This window comes from Pelagerythrobacter aerophilus (assembly GCF_003581645.1).
In the GTDB taxonomy this organism is placed as follows: Bacteria; Pseudomonadota; Alphaproteobacteria; order Sphingomonadales; family Sphingomonadaceae; genus Pelagerythrobacter; species Pelagerythrobacter aerophilus.
Genome location: NZ_QXFK01000018.1, coordinates 126,957 through 147,020, shown reverse-complemented (window position 1 = coordinate 147,020; position 20,064 = coordinate 126,957). Strand labels below are relative to the sequence as shown.

Sequence of the window (20,064 nt, the reverse complement as noted above, 5' to 3'; positions counted from 1 at the left end):
GATGCCTTGCGGATGAGGGTCGTTGAGGAAAGAGGGGGTTCCCGATGCACTGGATGTTCTTGCTGCTCAAGGACCCGAAGGGAGCCGCCACGCCGGACGTGTTCGAATAAGCCCGCCTGAACGGCGAGCGTGCCGGATAATCGCTGGCCTGCTGCCATTTCTCGAGCTTAATTTCGCCCCAGGCTGAAAGGGCAAGACGGTGAGAACCGGCGCAAAGCTGCCGACGCGTGGGCAATGGTGGAAGTGGGCAGTCGTTCCGCTGCGGCGTTACGCTCGTTTCGACGGGCGTTCCGCCCCGCTGGAATTCTGGATGTACTCGCTTTTCCTACTTGCGGGCTATCTGACGATCTTCATGATCGGTGTCGCCTTGGCGCTTATCGGAAACTCCGCGTTCGTCGGAGAGAAGATTGGGATGATAGTCGCCGGCTGCTGGGGAATCTTCTTCCTCGGGAACTTTGTTCCCGGCCTTTCGCTGACCGCGCGGCGGTTGCACGATCTGGGGTTCTCCGGGCACTGGGTCTGGGCCGTTTGCGGCGCTCTTATCGTGCTCAATCTGATCGCTTGGCTTGCCTATCTCGTGGTTATGAGCATTCCCGGACAAAGGGCCGAGAACCGGTTCGGGCCCCCGGTCTACGGCAAGGATATTGCGGGTGTGTTCAGTTGAGCTCGCCGGTGGGGGCGCCCCACAGTGTGACTCGAAAGGCACAGCCCAGGCGCCGGTGAAATGAAAAAGTCACAACAACTTGAGAGGTTTCTTTCCGGAACCTAATCACGAGAGAGGGATCGCGACCTCCGAATCTCGGCCTGTCGCAGTTTCACCATTGGAGAGGAAATTCATGCGTTTTACCGCTTCCGTTCGCACGGCGCTGCTCGCAGGCGTCGCCGGCATTGCTCTTCCCACATCGGCGTTCGCGCAGGCCGCGGCCGATCCGGGCGAGCCCAACAGCGATCAGGACAGTTTCGAGCAGCAGGCCGACAGCGCCACGGGCAACACGATCGTTGTTACGGCGACCAAGCGCGAGCAGACGCTGCAGGACGTGCCGGTCGCTGTGAGCGTGACGACTGCCGAAACGATCGAGCGGGCGCAAATCCGCGATATCAAGGATCTGTCGAGCCTTGTTCCCAGCCTGCGCGTGACGACGCTGCAGAGCTCGGCCAACACCAATTTCATCATCCGCGGCTTCGGCAACGGGGCGAACAACGCCGGGATCGAGCCATCGGTCGGCGTGTTCGTCGACGGCGTCTATCGCAGCCGTACTGCGGCGCAGATCTCCGACCTGCCCGACGTGCAGCGGGTCGAGGTCCTGCGCGGGCCGCAATCGACGCTGTTCGGCAAGAACGCCAGCGCGGGCGTGATCTCGATCGTCACCAAAAAGCCGGAATTCGACTTCGGCGGATCGGTCGAGGCGTCGTACGGCAACTTCGACGCGATGGTCGGCAAGGCGCTCGTCACCGGGCCGGTGAGCGATAGCATCGCGATGAGCCTCGCCGCGGGCATCAACAAGCGCCACGGCTATCTGCGCGATCTCGGCACTGGCAACCGCACCAACGACCGTGACCGCTGGTTCGTGCGCGGGCAGGCGCTGTTCGAAAACGGCGGCCCGCTCTCGGTCCGCCTGATCGGCGACTACGACAAGATCGACGAGATCTGCTGCGGCGTGATCAACGTCCAGCCCTCGGCCGCGACCGCCGCAGTTCGCGCGGTGGGCGGCGAGGTCAACACGCCCGAGCAGATCTACGACGGGATCGTTTATTCGAACTTCGATTCGACCAACGACATCGAGAACTGGGGCGTTTCGGGCCAGGTCGACTACGAACTGGGCGCGGTGACGCTGACCTCGATCACCAGCTATCGCGAATCGCACGCGATCACCAACCAGGATTCGGACTTCACCAGCGCCGACCTGATCGGTCGCAAGTTCGACGACATCGGGCTCGAGACCTTCACGCAGGAACTGCGTGTCTCGGGCGAGATCGGCGACCGCATCGGGTTCCTCGTCGGCGGCTACTATTTCGACGAGACGGTCGACCAGAAGAGCGAAATCTTCTTCGGTGAGGATTTCCGCCCCTATGCCGACCTGCTCATCCGCGGCGCGAGCGGCGGCGCCTTCAACGTAGATCTGGTCGAAGCCACGATCAGTGGGCTGACCGGCGAGAACTACGTCGGCCAGTTCTTCCTTCCCGGTCAGGGCCTCGATGAGGCGTACGGGCTCGACAACGAAGCCTACAGCCTGTTCGGCCAGGTGGATATCGACATCGTCGAGGGTCTGACGCTGACGCTGGGTGCGAACTACACCAAGGACAAGAAGGCGATCACCACCAACGTCACCTCGACTGACGTGTTCTCCGGCCTCGACTTGCAGGAAATCGGCCAGGTGGCGATCTTCCAGCAGGGGCTGGCGACGCAGGTGGGTGGCCTGCTTAGTCTTGGCCGTCCGGCGACGGCAGCGGAGATCGGCGCCTTCGCCGGCGCCAACCCGGCCGGCTTCGCGGCGGTTCAATCGGGTGTCCAAGCCTACGCCGAGGCGAATGCGGCCAACCCGGCGGTAAACCCGCTGCTGGCGCTGAGCCCGCTACAGTTCCTGCCGCCGTTCCTGAACCTGCCCAACTCGGTCGAGGACGGAAAGACGAACGACAGCGACTGGAGCTACACCGCGCGGCTGGCCTACGATCTGACGCCGACGCTGAACGTCTATGCGTCTTATGCGACGGGCTTCAAGGCGAGCAGCTTCAACCTCTCGCGCGACAGCCGTCCCCTGGCGAGCGACATTCCGGCGCTCGGCCAGTCGGGGCTGATCACGCCGAACCTCACCACGGGTTCGCGCTTCGCGGGACCGGAGGAATCGACGGTCTACGAGCTCGGCATCAAGGGCAACTGGCGTTATGCGTCGGCGAACCTGACGGTGTTCCAACAAACGATCGACGGCTTCCAGTCGAACATCTTCACCGGCACGGGCTTCGCGCTGGCGAATGCTGGTGAGCAGGAGACCTTCGGGGTCGAGTTCGATGGTCTCGTTCGCCCGACCGACTCGTTGTCGCTCAACGTCGCCTTCACCTACCTCGATGCGAAGTACAACAGCTTCACCAACAGCTCGATCGGCGATCTGTCGGGCTTCCAGGTGGCGGGCGTGCCCGAGCTTTCGGCCACGTTCGGCGCACAGTGGGACAAGGAAATCAACGCCAACGGCGACCGCCTGATCCTGCGCGGCGACTACCACTACGAATCCGCCACGCAGATCTCACAGGGCCTGCCCGGCTACTACGGCGACGGCGACCAGGAAGCGGCGATTGCCGCCGCGCGTCCGTTCCGCCGCGAGGTGGACGACCTCAATGCCTCGATCACCTACGCGATGGACATGGGGCTGGAGTTCACCCTGTGGGGCCGCAATCTGCTCAACGACCGCTATCTGCTATCGCTGTTCGATTCCGTGGCGCAGGCAGGCTCGATTTCGAGCTACCCGAACCAGCCGCGCACGTACGGCGGCACGGTCAAGTTCCGCTTCTGAGGCGGGCTGCCTTTGTGAAAAGGGAAGGGGGGCTTCGGCTCCCCTTTTCTTTTGCTCAGGATGGATTGCCCTAAAGCGCCCGTAGCGCCTGCGCGGGCTTGGCCCTCAGCAGCGGCAGCGAGCCTGCCAGCGCGAAGATCAACACCACGGCCAGCCCAGCCCCGAGTACCGCCAGCATCGCGCCCCAGTCGGGCAGCCAGTCGAATTCGAAGAGCTGGGTGATCACCAGCCAGGCGAGCGCGCTACCGAGCGCAAAGGCGACCACGGCGAGGGCCGAGGCGAGCACGCCGTATTCGGCCAGTTGCATCGCCAGTATCTGCCGCCGGCTTGCGCCGAGCACGCGCAGGACCACCGTGTCATAAGTCCGCGCAGCGCGTGCGGCTGCGATCGCGCCGATCAGCACGGCGAGCCCGGCGAGCACCGCGACCGAGGCGGCGGCAAATGTGGCCAGTCCCACCTGGCCTAGGATCGTGCGCGCCTCGGTCAGGATCTGCCCGACCTCGATCATCGAGCTTGAGGGAAACTCGCGGACCAGCCGGCGGAGCAGCGGGCCGGTTGGCGTGCCCTCGGGGAGGTCGATCGTTGCGGCGAGATTGTGCGGGGCGTCGGCGAGCACGTTGGGGCTGAACACGAAGACGTAGTTGAAGCCCATGCTCTCCCAGTCGATCCGCCGCAGGTTGGCGACCCGCGCGGTGCGCTCGACGCCGAGCACGCCGACAGTGATGTAGTCGCCGACCGCGATGCCGGCAGCGGCTGCCAGCTCCTCGTCGACCGAGACCAGCGGTTCGCCGGCCCACATCGGGCCCCACCACTGGCCTTCGACGATCGTGTTGCCGGGCGGCACGGTCTCGGCATAGGTCAGCCCGCGCTCGCCGCGCAGGCCCCAGGCGCCGTCGGGAATTTCCTCGAGGTCCGCCACGCGCGTCATGGCGTCCTTCGGCCCATAGGCGAGGACGGCGCCGCGGAGCGCGGGCACGGTGCGGATATCTGCCTCCGGCTGGTCGTCGCGGATCAGCGCCTCGAACGCGGTGACGCGGTCGCGCGGAATGTCGAGCACGAAGTAATCGGGCGCCTGCTGCGGCACGCGCCGCTCGATATTGCCGCCGATCGCGGTCTGGATGCCAGCCAGGAGCACGAAGGCCGAGAGGCCGAAGCCAAGCGCCGTCACCAGCGCGCCGGTCGAGGAGCCGGGGCGGTGGAGATTGGCAATCGCATTGCGCAGCAGCGGGCTGGTCGGGCGGGGCAGCCGCGCCGCCGCGTAGCGGATGCCGTGCCCGAGCATGGCCAGCAGCCCCAGCGTCGCAGCCGCGCCGAGCAGAAACAGCGCCGCCAGGTCCGGCTGGCGCGAGGTCAGCAGGACTAGCGCGACGATCCCCGCGAGCCCGCCGAGTACCCAACCGAGCGCGGTGCGGTCGCGCATCAGCGGCGCCACCCGTGCACGCATCAGCGCCATGGCCGGGAAGCGGCGCGCGCGCAGCAGCGGCGTCGCGGCGAAGACCAGCGCCACCAGCAGGCCGTAACCGGCCGCGAGCAGCAGCGCGCCCGGCGCGAAGACGAAACCGCCCTCGACGGGCAGCAGGTCTTGCAATGCCGCGGAGAGGAGGGGGGCGACCAGCAGGCCCGCGGCAAGCCCGAGTACGCTGCCGACCACCGCCGCAGCCGCGATCTGCAGCGCGTAGATGCGCGCGATGTCGCCGCTCGTGGCGCCGAGCACCTTGAGCGTGGCAATGCTGGTCCGCCGGGCTTCGAGATAGGAAGTCACGCCGCCGCCGATGCCGATTCCGGCGATCACCAGCGCGGCAAGGCCGACGAGCGTGAGAAACTCGCCCATACGGCCGACGAAGCGGTCAGCGCCGGGCGAAGCGCGGTCGCGCGTGCGGAAGTCGAAGCCGGCCTCGGGAAAGCGCTCCTGCAGCGTTTCCTCCACCACTTCCGGATCGCGGTCGGGCGTGAAGGCGACCCGGTACTTGCTCTGGTACATCGCGCCCGGCGCGATCAGGCCCGCGCGGTGGGGCAGGGCGTCATCCACGATCACCGTCGGGCCGAGCTGGAAGCCTTCGGAGAGCCGATCGGGTTCGTCGGCTATGATCCCCGCGGCGGTCAGTTCCTGCGTGCCAATGCGGAAGCGCTCGCCAACGCCGATCCCGAGCCGGTCGATCGCACCCTGCGCCAGCCATGCTTCGCCGGGCGCGGGAGCGCCCACAGTGCGGCCGCCAGCCAGCGTCAGAGTGCCGTAGAGCGGCCAGGCGTCGTCGACTGCTTTCAGCTCCACCGGTGCGGCGTTCTCGCCCGCCGTGGCCATCGCCTGCAGCCGCGTGCCCCCCGATATATGGCCGTACTCCGCGAGCGCCGTCTTCTCCTCCGGCAGCAAGTCACGCTGCCAGACCTCGATCTCGAGATCGCCGCCGAGCAGCACCTGGCCCCGGTTCGCCAGTTCCCCCTCGATCGCGCCGGTGAGCGTTCCGATCGCGGCGAGCGCGCCGGTGCCGAGGAACAGGCATACGAGCAGAAGCCGCAGCCCCTTGAACCGCGCATTGAGATCGCGCCGCGCGATCCGCCAGGCTGTGGACCAGGTCATGCGGCGCCTCCGCGTGAGCTTGGCTCACCCACGGCGATCGCTCGCGATCCGGCCGTCTTCAATCGTCACCACCCGGTCGCAGCGCTCTGCCAGCTCTGGATCGTGCGTGATGACGAGCAAGGTCGCACCCGTCTCGGCGCGGCGGGCGAAGAGGAGGTCGATGATCCCGTGGCCGGTCGCGACGTCGAGGTTACCGGTCGGCTCGTCGGCGAAGATCAGCGATGGCCGAAGAGCGGTCGCCCGGGCGATGGCGACGCGCTGCTGCTCGCCGCCCGAAAGCTGGGTCGGGAAATGGTCGAGCCGGTGGCCGAGGCCGACCGCCTCGAGTTCGGCACGCGCGCGGGCCTGCACATCGCTGGCGCCGGTAAGCTCCATCGGCGTCGCAACGTTTTCGAGCGCGGTCATGGTCGGAAGAAGATGAAAGGCCTGGAGCACGATCCCGATATGCCCGCGCCGGGCAAGGGCCAGCGCGTCCTCGTCCATCGCAGCGAAATCCTGCCCCGCCACCGTCAGGCTGCCGCCGCTCGCCCGCTCCAGTCCGGAGAGGACCGCCATGAGCGAACTCTTGCCCGAGCCGGACGGGCCGAGCAGCGCGAGAATCTCTCCCTGTGCCACGTCGAGGTCGACGCCGCGCAGGATATCGACCGGAGCGCCCGTCTGGCCGAGAGTGAGGGTGAGGTTGCGCGCGGAAATCGCGAGAGAGGGGTTTGTCACTGCGCGGCGATGGCATAGGCAGACGCCACGAACAAGGAGCCTTGCCGATGCGTCTCAGCCGTCTGTCGATTGTCACCGCCTTCGCGCTGGCCGCCTGTGGTGGCGAAGCGCCGCAGCGCGAGCCCGCGCCTGCGGCGGAGCAGACGGCGGATCCGATGCCCGTGATGGGGCAGGAGCGGCACATCCTCGCCTTCGGGGACAGCCTCTTCGCCGGGTACAACGTCGCGAAGGAGGAGAGCTACCCAGCACGCCTGGAGGCGGCGCTCCGGGCGCAGGGGATCGACGCGCAGGTGGCCAATGCGGGGGTTTCCGGCGATACGACGGCGGCGGGGCTCCAGCGCCTCGCATTCACCCTCGACGCGCAGCAAGAGGCGCCCGATCTCGTGATCCTCGAGCTTGGCGGCAACGATCTCCTGCGTGGTCTCTCGCCGGAGGAGACGAAGGCCCACCTTGCGAACATGCTCGACATCCTTAAGCAGCGAGAGATTCCCGTCCTGCTAATGGGCATGCGCGCGCCGCCGAACTACGGGCCGGAGTTCCAGCAGGCCTTCGACGCGCTCTACCCTGCGCTGGCGGAGGAGTATGGCGTGGAGTTGGTGCCCTTCTTCCTGGAGGGGGTCTACGACCAGCCGCGACTGATCCAGCCGGACCGGATCCACCCGACAGCAGAGGGAATCGAGACGCTGGTAAGTACTACGGTGGACGAGGTCGCGAAGGCACTGCCGGAAGAGGAAGCTCCGTAGGTAGGCCACGGCTTCCAAATCAGGAAGCGCGGGCGACCGCTCCACCCGAGACGTCCCACATCGCGGCTTCGCCCTGAATATCCGCGAACGGCGCGCGCTCGGTCCCGGTCAGCCATACTTGTGCGCCGCCTGTGCGCAGCCGGGCGAACAGGGCTTCGCGCCGCAAAGGGTCCAGATGGGCGGCCACCTCGTCGAGCAGCAGGAGGCCCGGCCGCCCCTTGGCCGCCAACTCGGCGTGCGCGAGGGTGATCGCGATCAGCATCGCCTTCTGCTCGCCGGTCGAACAGATCGCGGCAGGGACGTCCTTGCCGGCCATGGCGACGTCGAGATCGTCGCGGTGCGGGCCGGTCAGCGTGCGCGCGGCCTGGCGGTCGCGGCGGCGGCTCTCGTGCAGGGCGACGGCAAGCTGCACCCGATCGAGCGGGCCGCTCGCGGCATAGGAAAGGGCGGGGCGGGCGAACGGTTCCTCGGGTAGTCGGGCCAGCGCCTCGGCCACGGCGGCGATCGTGCGTGCGCGGCCCTGAGCCAGTGCGCTGCCATGCTCGGCGAGATGGCGTTCGACGCCGTCGAGCCAGACCGGGTCCGGCGGGGTGTCGTCGGACAGCAGCCGATTGCGCTCGCGCAGCGCGGCCTCATAGCGGGTCGCGTGTCGGGCATGCGACGGATCGAGCGCGAGCGCCATGCGGTCGACGAAGCGCCGCCGCCCGCCCGCGCTGTCGGTGAAGAGGCGGTCCATGGCCGGCGTCAGCCAGCTTACGGCGAGCCATTCGCCGAGGCTGGCCGCGCTTGCGTCAGCCCCGTTGACCTGGACCAGCCGTCTGTTGGGCCGATCGGGCCGGGCGAACGTGCCAAGCCGCACTGGCTCGCCATCGCCTGCTGCGAGCGAGGCACCGATTGCGAAGCCGCCCGTGCCGCCGCCGCGTGCCATCTCCGTAAGCGGCGCCCGGCGCAGGCCGCGTCCGGGAGCGAGGAGCGACAGCGCCTCCAGCACGTTGGTCTTGCCGGCGCCGTTCTCCCCCGTGAGCAGATTGAACTGCGCGGTCTCCGACAGCTCGCTGCGCGCGTGATTGCGGAAGTCGGAGAGGGAGATCAGGTCGAGCGCCATCGAGGCGTGGGCGATAGCCGGGCAGCGTTGGCAAGACTATCGGATTTTCCTGATCCCGACATGTGGTGAAATTTCCCAATCCTCGGCAATGAACAACTGGTGAATTTCGTGCGCATATCACGGAAATGGCGGAATTCTGCGGTTTTCACGAATTGGCACGCCCCGTGCAAAGCATGGAACGTTCGCGGGATTGGCCCTCGAACAGCAAGGAAGGGAAAGTTTCGATGCAATCGTTCAACGACATGAGCAACCGGGTCCTCGCCGCGGTTTCCGCTTTCGCAGTCTCGGCCGTGTTCTTCGCCGCCGCGATCGTCCCCGCCAGCCCGGCCGGCATCCTGGTATGAGCCGGCCCGAGCGCAACCGCCCCGCCGTGGCGCCGGAGCGCAGCTTCCATCTCGACAAGCGGAATGGCAAGCTCTTCGGCGTCTGCAGCGGGATCGCCGACTACTTCGGGGTCAACGCCACCTGGGTCCGCATCGGCTTCGTCGCCGGCACGCTGATCGGGTTCGGATCGCTGATCCTGGTCTACCTCGCGATCGCACTGATCGCCGATTGACGGGTCCCCGGCGGGGGCCCGTCACATCACATCGCCGAGATACCGCCGTCGAGCTTGAGCTCCGCCCCGGTCATGAAGCGACTCTCGTCGCTTGCCAGATAGACCACGGCGTTGGCGATATCGTCCGGCTCTCCGACGAATTTCAGCGGAATCTGCCGCGCTAGCTTCTCCAGCAGCACGCCCTTATCGAGATTGTGGTGCCGCGCCGTTCCATCGAGAATCGGCGTATCGACGAATGTCGGATGCACCGAGTTACAGCGGATGCCCATGTTGTTCTTCGCACAGTGCAGCGCGATCGACTTGGTCAGCATCCACACTGCTGCCTTGCTCGAATTATAGGCGGGCATCGTGTCGCTCGCGATCAGCCCGGCGATACTCGAGATATTGACGATAGACCCCGGCGCATGCTCGCGCATCAGGGGCAGGGCCTTCTGACAGCCGTGAAAGATCGAGTCGACGTTGACCGCGAAGCAGCGCTTCCAGTCCTCGAAATCGCACGCCTCGATATTGCCGCCGACGCCGATCCCGGCGTTGTTGACCAGCACGTTGAGCCCGCCAAGCTGCTCGCGCGCAGCCTCGATCGCTGCGGCCCAATGATCCGGATCCGTGACATCGTGCGCGATCGCGAAAGCCGTGCCGCTGCCGCAGCTTTCGTTAATCACGTCGGCCGTTTCCGCCGCGCCATCGCCGTTGAGATCGGTGCACAGCACGCGGGCGCCTTCTTCCGCCAGCCGCCCCGCGTGCGCCGCGCCCAGGCCCTGAGCCGCGCCGGTCACCAGAGCCAGCTTGCCCGCACATCTGCCCGCCATATCAATCCTCCCCGATGAAGCCCGCCGCCAGCAGCATGGCAATGCGCACGTCGATGCCATGCCCCAGCGTGCGGCGTTCGGCAACGAACCGCGGCAGATCGGCGAGGGGTACGCGGTGGACCGTGATGTCCTCGCTGTCGGTGCCGCCGCCGTCGCCCACCTTGGTCAGGCCTCGGGCGCGCATCAACGTGAAGCTCTCACTGACCATGCCGGGGGAGGAGAAGAACTCGCCGCAGCTCTCCATCCGATCGGCGCGGTAGCCGGTTTCTTCCTCCAGTTCGCGGGTCGCGGCGGCTTCGGCTTCCTCGCCTTCAAGGCCCTCGTCATCTCCGATCAGGCCGGCAGGCAGTTCGAGGCAGACCTTGCCCAGCGGCACGCGGTACTGCTCGACCAGCAGCACGTGCCCATCCTCCACCGCGAGAATGGCCGCCGCGCGAATGCCGCGCGCCCTGCCGACGTATTCCCAGCGGCCGCGCTTCTTGGTGGTGAGATACTTGCCCTGCCAGACGATCTGCTCGGGCGCGTCGCGATCCGCCGCCATCAGACTTCGATCAGCCGGTCCGGCAATTCGTTGGTGTCGTCGTCGGCGCGCGGGAAGTGACCGGCGAGGACCTTGCCGACGTCGCGCACGCCCGCGGCCATGCCTTCGGCCAGACGGCTCTGTTTGATCTCGGCGAGCATGTCGGCCATCGCCTCGCCCCAGACCTCGGCCGGGACTTTCTCGGCGATCGGCTGGTCGGCGACGATCTCCGCCCGGTGCTCGCGCATCGAGAGATAGATCAGCACGCCCGTGCGTCCATGGGTGCGCCGCTCGGCCCCGACTTTGAACAGCTTCACCGCCTTGGCGTGCACGCGTGCGTCCTTCACCGGGCCTGGCACGAGCCAGAACTTGAGCGGCTGCCATAGCTGGATCGCCCAGACGGCGGCGAACTTTATGAGGCCGAGCGCGGTGAGCATGCCGAACAGCTCCCCTGCCGTCCATTCGTGGGTCCAGCCACCCATCAGCCAGTCGACCTTGCCGAGGAAGAAGTCGGGGAATAGCGCCACTATGCTCATCGCGGTGAAGGCGGTGGCGATCGCCCAGAGCAGCGCGATATCGTTGTAGTCGTCGGACCGGTCGGCGAGCACGGTGACGATCTCGCCCGAGGTCTCGAGTTCTGCCCCGGCAACCGCGTCGGTGACGATCCGGTGCTGATCGGCCGTCAGATACTTCATCGCCTACCATCCCCCGGAGGCGCCGCCGCCCCCGAAACTGCCGCCGCCGCCGGAGAAGCCGCCGAACCCGCCGCCTCCGCCGCCACCGAAACCTCCGAAGCCGCCACCGCCGCCCCAGTCGTCATTGTCCATCAATCCGCGAGCGACGGCCTGGCCCGCTTCCCACAAGATGATGTTGCCGACTGCGTCGCCGACACCGCCGCCGCGGCGATAGCGCCGCCTGCGTCCGCGCCCGAACATCGGGAGGATGAAGAAGAAGAACATGAAGGCGATCCAGATCAGCGCGCCGAACGGGAAGCCGCCGTCGCTCTCGCGCGCCTGCTCCGCCTGCGCGGCGACCTGTGCCGCTTCCTCGGGAGGGAGCTCGAGCTGATTGATGATCCTGTCCGCGGCCATCGCAATGCCGCCCGAATAGTCGCCCTCGCGGAAATAGGGCTTCATCGCCTCGATATATTCGAACGCGAGCCCGTCGGGGATCACGCCTTCGAGACCGTAGCCGACCTCGATCCGCATCCGCTTCTCGTTAGGCGCGACGATCAGGATGATGCCGTCGTTGTTCTCTGCATCGCCGAGGCCCCAGGCACGGCCGAGGCGGTAGCCGTAATCGGCGATGTCGTAGCCCTGCAGATCGGGAATCGTCGCGATCGCAAACTGCCGCTGGCTACGCTCCTCGAATGCGTCGAGCTTCTGCGTCAGCGCCGCTTGGGTCGCATCGTCGATGATGTTCGCCGCGTCGACAACCGGCGCCGTTCCGCGCTCGGGGAACTCCTGCGCCGCGGCGGGGAAGGCAAGCCCCACCGCCGCAGCGACCACCAGGAGCACGCGAACCAGCTCGCGCATCGCGCCTGTCCGGTGGGCGATCAATTGTTCGCCGCGGCGGCGGGTTGTTCGGCGGTGTTGTCGTTGGAGCCGCCGTTACCGGTGCGCATGTTGAGAGTCGGGGCGACTTCGGCACCTTCCGTCACGGCTTCGTAGGGGACCATCGGTTCGGCGCCGTGGATGATGTTCGCGCCGATCGTATCGGGGAAAGTGCGGATCGTGGTGTTATACTGGCGCACCGCCTCGTTGTAGTCGCGGATGGCCACGCGGATGCGGTTCTCCTGTCCTTCGATCTGCGTCATGAAGCGGCCGAAGTTCTCCTGGCTGCGTAGCTCCGGGTAACGTTCGACCGAGACGAGCAGGCGGCTGAGTGCGCCGCCGAGCGTGTTCTGCGCCTGCTGATACTGGGCCATGGCGGCCGGATCCGACAGATCATCACCGTCGACCTGGATTTCCGGCCGCGTGGCGGACGCACGGGCCTCGATCACCTGGTTGAGCGTCTCCCGCTCCTGCTCGGCGGACGAAAGCACGATCTGCTCCAGGTTTGGAATCAGGTTCGCGCGCTCCTGGAACGCCGCCTCCACGTCGGCCCACTTGGCCTTGGCGTTCTCTTGGGCGGCAGGCACCGAGTTGATCCCGCAGGCGGCCAAACCCAGCGACGCGAGTGCGACGAGCGAAAAACGGCGGACGGACTTCCAATTCATCGAAAGGCTCCCCTTGTGCGAGCGCGTTGCGCCCGCGAGCATCTGTATTGTGGAGATAGCACACCGATGCGGCTTTTCAAGCGGCGCCGCGGGCTTGGCAGTGTGCGCCGATAATGTAAGAAACATTGATCTGGCCGAGGTTGGCAAACGAGGAGGCGCATCGGACATGATGGCGGATTTCAAGGCGTTCATCGCCAAAGGCAACGTGATGGACCTGGCGGTCGCCGTGATTATCGGTGCGGCCTTCGGCAAGATCGTCAGCTCGCTGACCGACGACGTAATCATGCCGATTGTCGGCTGGATTTTCGGCGGGGCGGACTTTTCGAACTATTTCATCCTGCTCAGCACGCCCGAAAGCTATACCGGGTCGCCGAGCGACTACGTGGCGTTGAAGGAAGCGGGCGCGGCGATGATCGGCTACGGCGCGTTCGTCACTGCGGCGATCAACTTCGTTATCCTGGCTTTCATCATCTTCCTGCTGGTGCGTTACACCAAGAAGGTGCTGGCCGAGTTCGAGAACAAGCCGCCCGAGGAAAAGCCGGCTGGCCCGACCGAACTCGACCTGCTCAAGGAAATCCGCGACGAGCTGAAGAAGCGCGGCTGAGCGGCCGAATCCTCCCGCCACCCTGCCACCGCGGGGGAGGCGGGGGATCGAGGCGATCTTCGTCCACTTCACATTAATCCGCGAACCCTTATATAGGGTCTCGCCGGTTTCGGCCGGCTATGGCGATAAATTGCGGTGTGCAATAGGCACAACGGACCCGGGGGCAGTACCCGGCGGCTCCACCACCAGAGGCGTACGCAACGCCGTTGATGATGGGGCCGAACCAGGATCGACGTGTGTTGAAAAGCACTGTTTTCGCCCGGGCTGAGTAACCCGTTAAAGGCTCAAAACTCACAAGTGCCAACGACAACGAAGCACTTGCTCTCGCTGCGTAATGTGACGGCCTAACGGCCTGAATTTACAAAGCTAAGAGCACGGTTCGGACCGAACCGGGTAACAGAATCGGAAACCGGGGGCCCGGGGGAGCCTAGCAACAGAATCCCCCACCCATTCTTTCCGTCAATTCCCGTTTGCCGTCATCCCAGCGAAAGCCGCGATCGCTTCCCGCCGGGTCGGATGTCGCCGCCTGGCGTCAGGAGGTAGGGGATCGCGAAGAGGGTGCAGCTTCCCGCCGCTCGCGCTCGTAGCGCAGGGCATCGAGGATCTTCGCGCCGGCAAGGAACACCGCGCCCGTGCAGGCGAGGAACAGCAGCTTGCCGCCCCAGCCAGGGTATTGCGTGAGATACGCCGAACCGCGCGCAGTGGCGCCGAGCGCGAGCGCGTAGATGATAAGATAGGCTTCGGTGCGCGTCTTGATGACGAACAGCCGGCCGATCTTCCTGAACATTCGCACCCTCTCATCTGCTGCGGGCGGCGTCCATCGCCCCACAACGGCCAACAGGATTGCGAGAGTAAGAGTTCCCCGCGCGCCGTCCAAGCGCCCTAGAGGTCCGATAATCCGAGTGTTTCAAGGAGGGACGCGCGCGCAGAACGCACGTCGCGGGCCAGCGCAACGTTGCCGATATCGGCTGGATCGATCTGCTCGGGCCAGGTGGCTGCGATCGCCCTCTCGATCCGCTCGGCCTTTGCCTCGTCGAGCAGGAAGCGCGGATCGATTGTTGCCGGGTCGGCGACTACCCGCAGACGCAGGCAGGCCGGTCCCCCGCCGTTGGCCATCGACTGACGCACGTCGACGGGAATGACCTGCCGGATCGGGCCGTTGCTCGCCAGCATGCTTTCGCACCAGCCCCACACGGCCGGGCTTTCGCGGCATTCCTCCGGCACCACGAGCGCCATCTCACCAGCGGGAAGGGTCAGAAGCTGCGCGTTGAACAGATAGGTGCCGATGGCTTCTTCAAGGCTGACCGCGCTTGCCGGGACCTCGACCACCTCGAGCGCGGGAAACTTCGCGCGGATCGCGTCGCAGGCGCCGGTTTGATCGGCGAAAGCCTGTTCGTGGGTGAACAGCACCCGTTCGTTCGCAACGGCGACCACGTCGTTGTGAAACGCGCCCGCTTCGATCGCCGCAGGGTTCTGCTCGATGAAGACGGTGCGTTCGGGATCGAGTCCGTGGAGGCGCGCCACCGCACGGCTCGCCTGCTCGTGCTGGCGCGCGGGGAACTTGCCGCCCGGACGGCCATAGACGAACACCTCCACTCCCGGCGCGCCGTGCCCTTCGCAGAAGCGCATGTGGTTGGCGGCGCCTTCGTCGCCGAAGCTCGGCGGGATGGCTTCGTGGATGGCGAAGTACGCTGTATCGGCAAAGGCGATGTCGAGCTGACGCTTCGTGTCGGGCCACTCCTGCGCGCGGTGCAGCATGGTCGAAAGATTGGCGGGCGTCAGATGGCATCGCCCGTCGGCCGTATCGGGTGCCGGGCTGACGGTCGCGGCATTGGCGGTCCACATCGAACTCGCCGACCATGCGGCAGCGAGCAACGCGCGGTCCGCCGTCTCGTCCACCGCGAGGCGCGCCAATAGACCGTCGTTTGGGCGGGGCAGAGGAAGCAGGAACCCTTGCGTCAGGCCGCGCGCCATGTTGCCGCGCATCTTCGCCAGCCCCTGAAGCGCCGCCGCCCGCGGGTACGACGGGTCACCCCGGTGACTTGCGCTGGCGATATTGCCGAGGCTGAGTCCGGCGTAGTTGTGGTTCGGGCCGACGATGCCATCGAAGTTGATCTCGACGTGGGTCATGAGATGATTCGCACCGATGAGGAGTGAGATCGAAGCATCACCGCGCCACGCTCCACACTTCGTCGCCCGCGCTTACACCCAGCGCCTTCGCTGCCGTCTCGTCGATCGCCAGCGCACCTTCGGGGGTGATTTCGCGTATGCCATAGGCAGAGCGGAAGCCATCCAGCGATCCGGTGGCGATGATCGCGCGCTCGCCATATTCGAGATCGCACCGCTCGACCCGGTGCCGGCGTGCCTCGACCACGCTCTTCACCTGATCGGTGCGTGCGGTCATCGTCGGGCCGCCGTCGAAGATATCGACATAGCCTTCATAGGCGAAGCCCTCGTTCTCCAGCATCTTCATCGCCGCCCGGCCCGATGGATGCGGCAAGCCGATCACGCTGCGCGCATCGTCGTCGAGCATCGCGACATAGACCGGATGCTTGGGCATCAGGTCGGCGATAAACTGGTTGCCGTTGATCGCGTTGAAATAGTCGGCTTCTTGGAAGCTCATTCCGAAGAAGCGCCCCGCGACGCCATCCCAGAACGGCGATCCGCCGCGCTCGTCGATGATCCCGCGCAGCTCCGCCAGCACGCGGTCGGCGAAGCGCCGGCGATGCATGGCGATGAACAGATAGCGACTACGCGCGAGCAGCAGGCCGAGGCCGCCGGCGCGCTCGCCCGGGTGGAGGAACAGGCCGCCGACTTCGCTGCATCCCTCCAGGTCAGTCACGAGGCTGAGCAGTTCCGCGCGCACCGTGCGGTTCAGCTCCTGCGAGTGCTGCGTCAGGGTCGTCAGGCGGTAGGAATAGAACGGCCATTGCTGACCGACCTGAGTGAAGAGCTGGCAGGTGCCGCGGACCTCGCCGGTCGCGGTATTTTCGAGCACGAGCACGAACTGATCGTCGCCGAGCGCGTCGTCGGTGCGCGCGAAGGCCTTGGCTGCGCGGTCGAGCTTGGCGGAGAGCGCGTCGCGATCGGGCGGCAGGTTGGTGAACCCGCCGCCGGTGAGCTTGGCCATTTCGTAGATCGGCTCGAGGTCGTCGGTGCGCGCGGCGCGCAAGGCGAAAGTCAAAGCGGGTCTCCGTTGGCAAGCTTGCGAAGCACGAGCGCGCTGAGCGCGGCGCGTTCGGCGAGTGAGGACACGATCAGGAACTCGTCGGGCGAATGGATCGCGCCGCCGCGCACGCCCATGGTGTCGACCACGGGCACGCCGGTGGCGGCGATATTGTTGCCGTCGCACACGCCGCCGGTCGACTTCCAGCCGATCTCCTGCCCGAGTGCGGCGCCGCAGTCGCGCACGAGGTCGAACAGCTTCTGCGCCCGGCGGTCGACCGGCTTGGGCGGCCGGGTGATGCCGCCGTGGCGGTGGACCGCGACTTCGTGGGCCTGCTGCACTTCGCCGATCAGCGCGGCGAGGCCGGTTTCGAAGGCCTGGGCGGCATCGGGGCTCTTGGGCCGGATGTTGAACCGCAGCACCGCGTGGTCGGGCACGACGTTGTTGGCCGATCCGCCCTCGATCTTCGCGGGATTGACCGGGCATTCGGCATTCTGGAGCCGCTTGAGGCCGAGCACCAACGCCGCCGCCGCGACGATCGCGTTGCGTCCGTCCTCCGGGTTGCGCCCGGCGTGAGCCGAGCGGCCGGTGACGGTGAGCGAGTAGTTGCCGCTGCCGCCGCGCGCATGCGCCAGCGTCCCGTCGGGCAGGGCAGAGGGTTCGTAAGTCAGCGCAGCGTACTTGCCGCGCGCCAGCTCCTCGATCAGGGGCGCGGAGGCGAGCGAGCCGGTCTCCTCGTCCGAATTGATCATCACGTCGTAGCCGAGCTTGTGTGCGTCGCCGCTCGCCTCGAACGCCTTGAGCGCGTGGAGGATCACCGCGATGCCGCCCTTCATGTCGGCGAGGCCGGGACCGTTGAGAGTCTCGTCGTCGATCCAGCGTTGCTGCTGGAACGGGTGGTCGACGGGGAACACGGTGTCCATATGCCCGGTCAGCAGCAGGCGCCGTTCGGCCGTGGGCCGGACGCGGAGCACAAAGTGCTGACCGAACCGCCGCTCGACCTCGTGTCCGTCGGCGGCGATGGCGGTGACGGGCGCGGGATCGACCAGCGCGATCTCGCCCGGCAGCGCGGAGAACGCCTCCGCCAGCGCATCGGCCTGCCGTGTCAGCCCCTCGAGATTGTCGGTGCCGGTGTTGATTGTGCTCCAGGCCTGCACCTGGTCCAGCATCGCCTGCTGGTCAATCGCCTCGAGAATGGCTGCGCTGTCATTATCCGGTTTCATCCGCAACTGCCTCTAGCTTGGCCGCGCGGCCAGTCCAACCCCGTTGCAATCCGCGCGCCGCTTGGCCATAGCGCGTTTCGTCCTCCTCCCCGGGATGCTGTCAGGAATGCGCGGGAATTTTTCGCGCGCTACGCACTGTGTGAGGACGAATGACCGAAGTGATCGAACGGGCCGGATTGAAGGTCCACTTTGCTCTGGCCGACCTGCTGGAGCGCGAAGTTCTGCCTGTGCTCGGGCGCGATGTGGACGCGTTCTGGCGCGGGTTCGCCGAGTTGCTGGCGGACCTTGCTCCGCGCAACCGGGCGTTGCTGGCGAAGCGCGAGGATCTGCAGGCCAGAATCGACGCCTGGCACCGGGAGCGGCGGGAGAAACCGCACGATGCGGAGGCCTATCGGGCGTTCCTGGAGGAAATCGGCTATCTTGTCCCGGAGCCGGCGCCGTTCGCGATCGGGACCGAGAACGTCGATCCTGAGATCGCGACCATGGCCGGCCCGCAGCTCGTGGTTCCCGTGCTCAACGCGCGTTTCCTGCTCAACGCGGCCAATGCCCGCTGGGGGAGCCTCTACGACGCATTCTATGGCACCGACGCGCTCGATGCGCCGCCGGCGAAGCCGGGCGGGTACGATCCGGCACGGGGCGCCGCGGTGGTCGCGCGGGTGCGAGCGTTCCTCGACGATGCCGTGCCGCTGACCGAGGGAAGCTGGGCCGATCTGACCGATCTTTCGGGCGACATCCCGCTCGCCGATCCGTCGCAGTTCGCGGGACGGACCGAGCGGGGGCCGCTGCTGGTCAATAACGGGCTGCATATCGAAATCGTCGTCGACCGCGAACACCCGGTGGGCAGAGATGACCCGGCGGGCATCGCCGATGTCGTGCTCGAATCCGCGCTGACGACGATCTGCGATTGCGAGGATTCGGTCGCGGCTGTCGATGGTGAGGACAAGGCGCTCGCCTACCGCAACTGGCTCGGGGTGATCCGCGGCGATCTGGAGGAGAGCTTCGAAAAGGGCGGACAGCGCCTCACCCGCAAGCTCGCGCCCGACAAGCGCTACACCGCGCACGACGGCAGCGATGGGGGCCTGCCGGGCCGCAGCCTGCTGTTCGTGCGCAATGTCGGCCATCTGATGACCACCCCGGCGGTCCGCCTCGCGAGCGGCGCGGAGGCGCCCGAAGGGGTGATCGACGCGGTGTTCACCTCGGCGATCGGCGCGCTCGACGTCGGGGGCCATGCGACCTGCCGCAACAGCCGCACGGGTAGCATCTATATCGTCAAGCCGAAGATGCACGGGCCGGAGGAATGCGCCTTCACCAACGACTTGTTCGACCGGGTGGAGGACCTGCTCGGCCTGCCGCGCCACACGATCAAGGTCGGTGTTATGGACGAGGAGCGGCGCACCAGCGCCAATCTCGCCGCCTGCATCCGCGCGGTGAAGGACCGGATCGTGTTCATCAACACCGGCTTCCTCGACCGCACGGGGGACGAGATCCACACCTCGATGCAGGCGGGGCCGATGATCCGCAAGGGTGCGATGAAGTCGAGCGCCTGGCTCGATGCCTACGAGAAGCGCAACGTCGCCATCGGGCTTGCCTGCGGGCTCTCGGGGAAGGCGCAGATCGGCAAGGGCATGTGGGCCGCGCCCGATATGATGCGCGACATGCTGGAGCAGAAGATCGACCATCTGAAGGCCGGAGCGAACACTGCCTGGGTGCCGAGCCCGACCGCCGCGACGCTCCATGCGCTGCATTACCACCAATTCGATGTCTTCGCGGCGCAGCGGGAACTGGGCGAAGCGCCGGGGCTGGACGCTCTGCTGACAATCCCGCTCGCGGACGGGACGAACTGGTCCGACGGTGAGGTGCGCGAGGAGCTCGACAATAACGCACAAGGGCTGCTCGGTTACGTGGTACGCTGGATCGACCAGGGCGTCGGCTGCTCCAAGGTGCCCGATATCCACGACGTCGGCCTGATGGAAGACCGCGCGACGCTGCGCATCTCCAGCCAGCACATGGCCAACTGGCTGCTCCACGGCGTCTGCACGCGAGAGCAGGTGATGGATAGCCTGCGTCGGATGGCCGCCAAGGTCGACGCGCAGAACGCGGGAGATCCGGCTTACATCCCGCTCGCCGGCAACGAGGAAGGCCCGGCGTTTCGCGCCGCCTGCGACCTCGTGTTCAAGGGCGTCGAGCAGCCGAGCGGCTATACCGAACCGCTGCTGCACGAATGGCGCGCGGCGAAGAAACGGGGATAGCTTTTCGCTGAGTCGTTCACAGAGGGGCGGAGGCAACCCGCGCCGGTTTTTACCTATGTTACGGGCCTTGCGG

At 66.6% G+C, this 20,064-nt stretch carries 19 protein-coding genes and 1 other RNA gene; 8 read left to right on the top strand and 12 right to left on the bottom strand.

What is annotated here, in order from left to right:
- Window positions 1-199 precede the first annotated feature (199 nt).
- Both D2V04_RS11555 and D2V04_RS11550 read left to right on the top strand, forming a co-directional pair.
- Window positions 200-664 (top strand): DUF805 domain-containing protein, encoded by a 465-nt coding sequence (locus tag D2V04_RS11555; RefSeq protein WP_147391818.1) that lies wholly within the window; start codon window positions 200-202, stop codon window positions 662-664.
- Between the two features lie 172 nt (window positions 665-836).
- Entirely contained in the window at window positions 837-3,506 is a 2,670-nt protein-coding gene (locus tag D2V04_RS11550) for a TonB-dependent receptor (protein ID WP_119513847.1), read from the top strand.
- Between the two features lie 70 nt (window positions 3,507-3,576).
- Here the strand turns inward: D2V04_RS11550 and D2V04_RS11545 are convergent, their stop codons facing one another.
- The gene (locus D2V04_RS11545) at window positions 3,577-6,084 is read right to left on the bottom strand and encodes an ABC transporter permease (RefSeq protein ID WP_119513846.1); all 2,508 of its coding nucleotides are present in this window, start codon (window positions 6,082-6,084) and stop codon (window positions 3,577-3,579) included.
- Between the two features lie 24 nt (window positions 6,085-6,108).
- A complete protein-coding gene (locus tag D2V04_RS11540) occupies window positions 6,109-6,798 on the bottom strand; it encodes an ABC transporter ATP-binding protein (protein ID WP_119513845.1) in 690 nt (229 codons plus the stop codon).
- 47 nt (window positions 6,799-6,845) lie between these two features.
- On the opposite strand from D2V04_RS11540, the gene D2V04_RS11535 reads away from it, so the two are divergent.
- Window positions 6,846-7,541: an arylesterase gene (locus D2V04_RS11535; protein WP_119513844.1), complete on the top strand. Its 696-nt coding sequence runs from the start codon at window positions 6,846-6,848 to the stop codon at window positions 7,539-7,541.
- A gap of 19 nt (window positions 7,542-7,560) precedes the next feature.
- Here the strand turns inward: D2V04_RS11535 and recF are convergent, their stop codons facing one another.
- Window positions 7,561-8,646: a DNA replication/repair protein RecF gene (gene recF, locus D2V04_RS11530; RefSeq protein WP_119513843.1), complete on the bottom strand. Its 1,086-nt coding sequence runs from the start codon at window positions 8,644-8,646 to the stop codon at window positions 7,561-7,563.
- Between the two features lie 224 nt (window positions 8,647-8,870).
- Between recF and D2V04_RS18045 the strand changes: the two genes are divergently transcribed.
- Window positions 8,871-8,990 carry a recombination protein F gene (locus D2V04_RS18045; protein WP_194956659.1) on the top strand — a complete coding sequence of 40 codons (120 nt, stop codon included), beginning with the start codon at window positions 8,871-8,873 and terminating at the stop codon, window positions 8,988-8,990.
- Window positions 8,987-9,202, top strand: a complete 216-nt coding sequence (locus tag D2V04_RS11520; protein WP_119513841.1) for a PspC domain-containing protein — start codon at window positions 8,987-8,989, stop codon at window positions 9,200-9,202. Before D2V04_RS18045 ends, D2V04_RS11520 begins: the two co-directional genes overlap by 4 nt.
- A gap of 26 nt (window positions 9,203-9,228) precedes the next feature.
- Here D2V04_RS11520 and D2V04_RS11515 read toward each other — a convergent pair whose 3' ends face one another.
- From D2V04_RS11515 to D2V04_RS11495, 5 genes are read right to left on the bottom strand one after another with little or no spacing between them, the layout of a single operon-like run.
- Window positions 9,229-10,011 (bottom strand): SDR family oxidoreductase, encoded by a 783-nt coding sequence (locus D2V04_RS11515; protein ID WP_119513840.1) that lies wholly within the window; start codon window positions 10,009-10,011, stop codon window positions 9,229-9,231.
- Between the two features lies 1 nt (window position 10,012).
- On the bottom strand, window positions 10,013-10,552 hold the full coding sequence (locus D2V04_RS11510; protein ID WP_119513839.1) for an NUDIX hydrolase: 540 nt from the start codon (window positions 10,550-10,552) through the stop codon (window positions 10,013-10,015).
- Complete coding sequence (locus D2V04_RS11505; protein ID WP_119513838.1) at window positions 10,552-11,226, bottom strand: TPM domain-containing protein; 675 nt, start codon at window positions 11,224-11,226, stop codon at window positions 10,552-10,554. Before D2V04_RS11505 ends, D2V04_RS11510 begins: the two co-directional genes overlap by 1 nt.
- Window positions 11,227-11,229: 3 nt before the next feature.
- Entirely contained in the window at window positions 11,230-12,066 is an 837-nt protein-coding gene (locus tag D2V04_RS11500; protein WP_119513837.1) for a TPM domain-containing protein, read from the bottom strand.
- A 20-nt stretch (window positions 12,067-12,086) separates the two neighbouring features.
- Window positions 12,087-12,749 (bottom strand): LemA family protein, encoded by a 663-nt coding sequence (locus tag D2V04_RS11495; protein ID WP_119514251.1) that lies wholly within the window; start codon window positions 12,747-12,749, stop codon window positions 12,087-12,089.
- A 166-nt stretch (window positions 12,750-12,915) separates the two neighbouring features.
- Between D2V04_RS11495 and mscL the strand changes: the two genes are divergently transcribed.
- Both mscL and ssrA read left to right on the top strand, forming a co-directional pair.
- Entirely contained in the window at window positions 12,916-13,353 is a 438-nt protein-coding gene (gene mscL, locus D2V04_RS11490) for a large conductance mechanosensitive channel protein MscL (protein WP_119513836.1), read from the top strand.
- Window positions 13,354-13,416: 63 nt separating this feature from the next.
- Window positions 13,417-13,764, top strand: a transfer-messenger RNA (tmRNA) gene (ssrA, locus tag D2V04_RS11485).
- Window positions 13,765-13,885: 121 nt separating this feature from the next.
- Here the strand turns inward: ssrA and D2V04_RS11480 are convergent.
- From D2V04_RS11480 to D2V04_RS11465, 4 genes are all read right to left on the bottom strand, one after another.
- Window positions 13,886-14,140, bottom strand: coding sequence for a hypothetical protein (locus tag D2V04_RS11480; RefSeq protein ID WP_119513835.1), 255 nt, complete (start codon window positions 14,138-14,140; stop codon window positions 13,886-13,888).
- 95 nt (window positions 14,141-14,235) lie between these two features.
- The gene (locus D2V04_RS11475) at window positions 14,236-15,483 is read right to left on the bottom strand and encodes an N-succinylarginine dihydrolase (protein WP_119513834.1); all 1,248 of its coding nucleotides are present in this window, start codon (window positions 15,481-15,483) and stop codon (window positions 14,236-14,238) included.
- A gap of 37 nt (window positions 15,484-15,520) precedes the next feature.
- Entirely contained in the window at window positions 15,521-16,537 is a 1,017-nt protein-coding gene (locus D2V04_RS11470; RefSeq protein ID WP_119513833.1) for an arginine N-succinyltransferase, read from the bottom strand.
- Complete coding sequence (locus tag D2V04_RS11465) at window positions 16,534-17,742, bottom strand: hydrolase (RefSeq protein WP_119513832.1); 1,209 nt, start codon at window positions 17,740-17,742, stop codon at window positions 16,534-16,536. Before D2V04_RS11465 ends, D2V04_RS11470 begins: the two co-directional genes overlap by 4 nt.
- A gap of 149 nt (window positions 17,743-17,891) precedes the next feature.
- On the opposite strand from D2V04_RS11465, the gene D2V04_RS11460 reads away from it, so the two are divergent.
- Window positions 17,892-19,991 carry a malate synthase G gene (locus D2V04_RS11460; RefSeq protein WP_119513831.1) on the top strand — a complete coding sequence of 700 codons (2,100 nt, stop codon included), beginning with the start codon at window positions 17,892-17,894 and terminating at the stop codon, window positions 19,989-19,991.
- Window positions 19,992-20,064 lie beyond the last annotated feature (73 nt).